Origin of the sequence: Aeromonas sp. sif0611, assembly GCF_019218845.1 — a bacterium.
In the GTDB taxonomy this organism is placed as follows: domain Bacteria; phylum Pseudomonadota; class Gammaproteobacteria; order Enterobacterales; family Aeromonadaceae; genus Aeromonas; species Aeromonas media.
This window is the reverse complement of sequence record NZ_JAHUWU010000071.1, coordinates 1-243: the sequence shown is the minus strand read 5'-3', so window position 1 is coordinate 243 and position 243 is coordinate 1. Positions and strand designations below refer to the sequence as shown.

The following is a 243-nucleotide window of genomic DNA, read 5'->3' as shown; positions in this document are numbered from 1 at the left end:
CAGCCAGGCGCAGACCTTCACCATCGCCATCAACGATGTCGACGAGTTCGATGTCACTACCCCGACCGACACCAACGCCGCCGCCAATGCCGTCGACGAGAACATCGCCATCGGCACCCTGGTCGGCATCACCGCCTTTGCCAGCGACGCAGACGCCACCATCAATGCCGTCACCTACAGCCTGTCCGGCAATCCCGGCGGCCTGTTTGCCATCGATCCCGCCACCGGTGTGGTCACCGTCGC

The 243-nt window shown here is 64.6% G+C and carries 1 protein-coding gene; it reads left to right on the top strand.

Features of this window, described 5'->3' with window-relative positions:
* A partial coding sequence (locus KW824_RS21280) for a cadherin repeat domain-containing protein (protein WP_218410906.1) occupies positions 1-243 on the top strand: 243 nt, incomplete at both ends.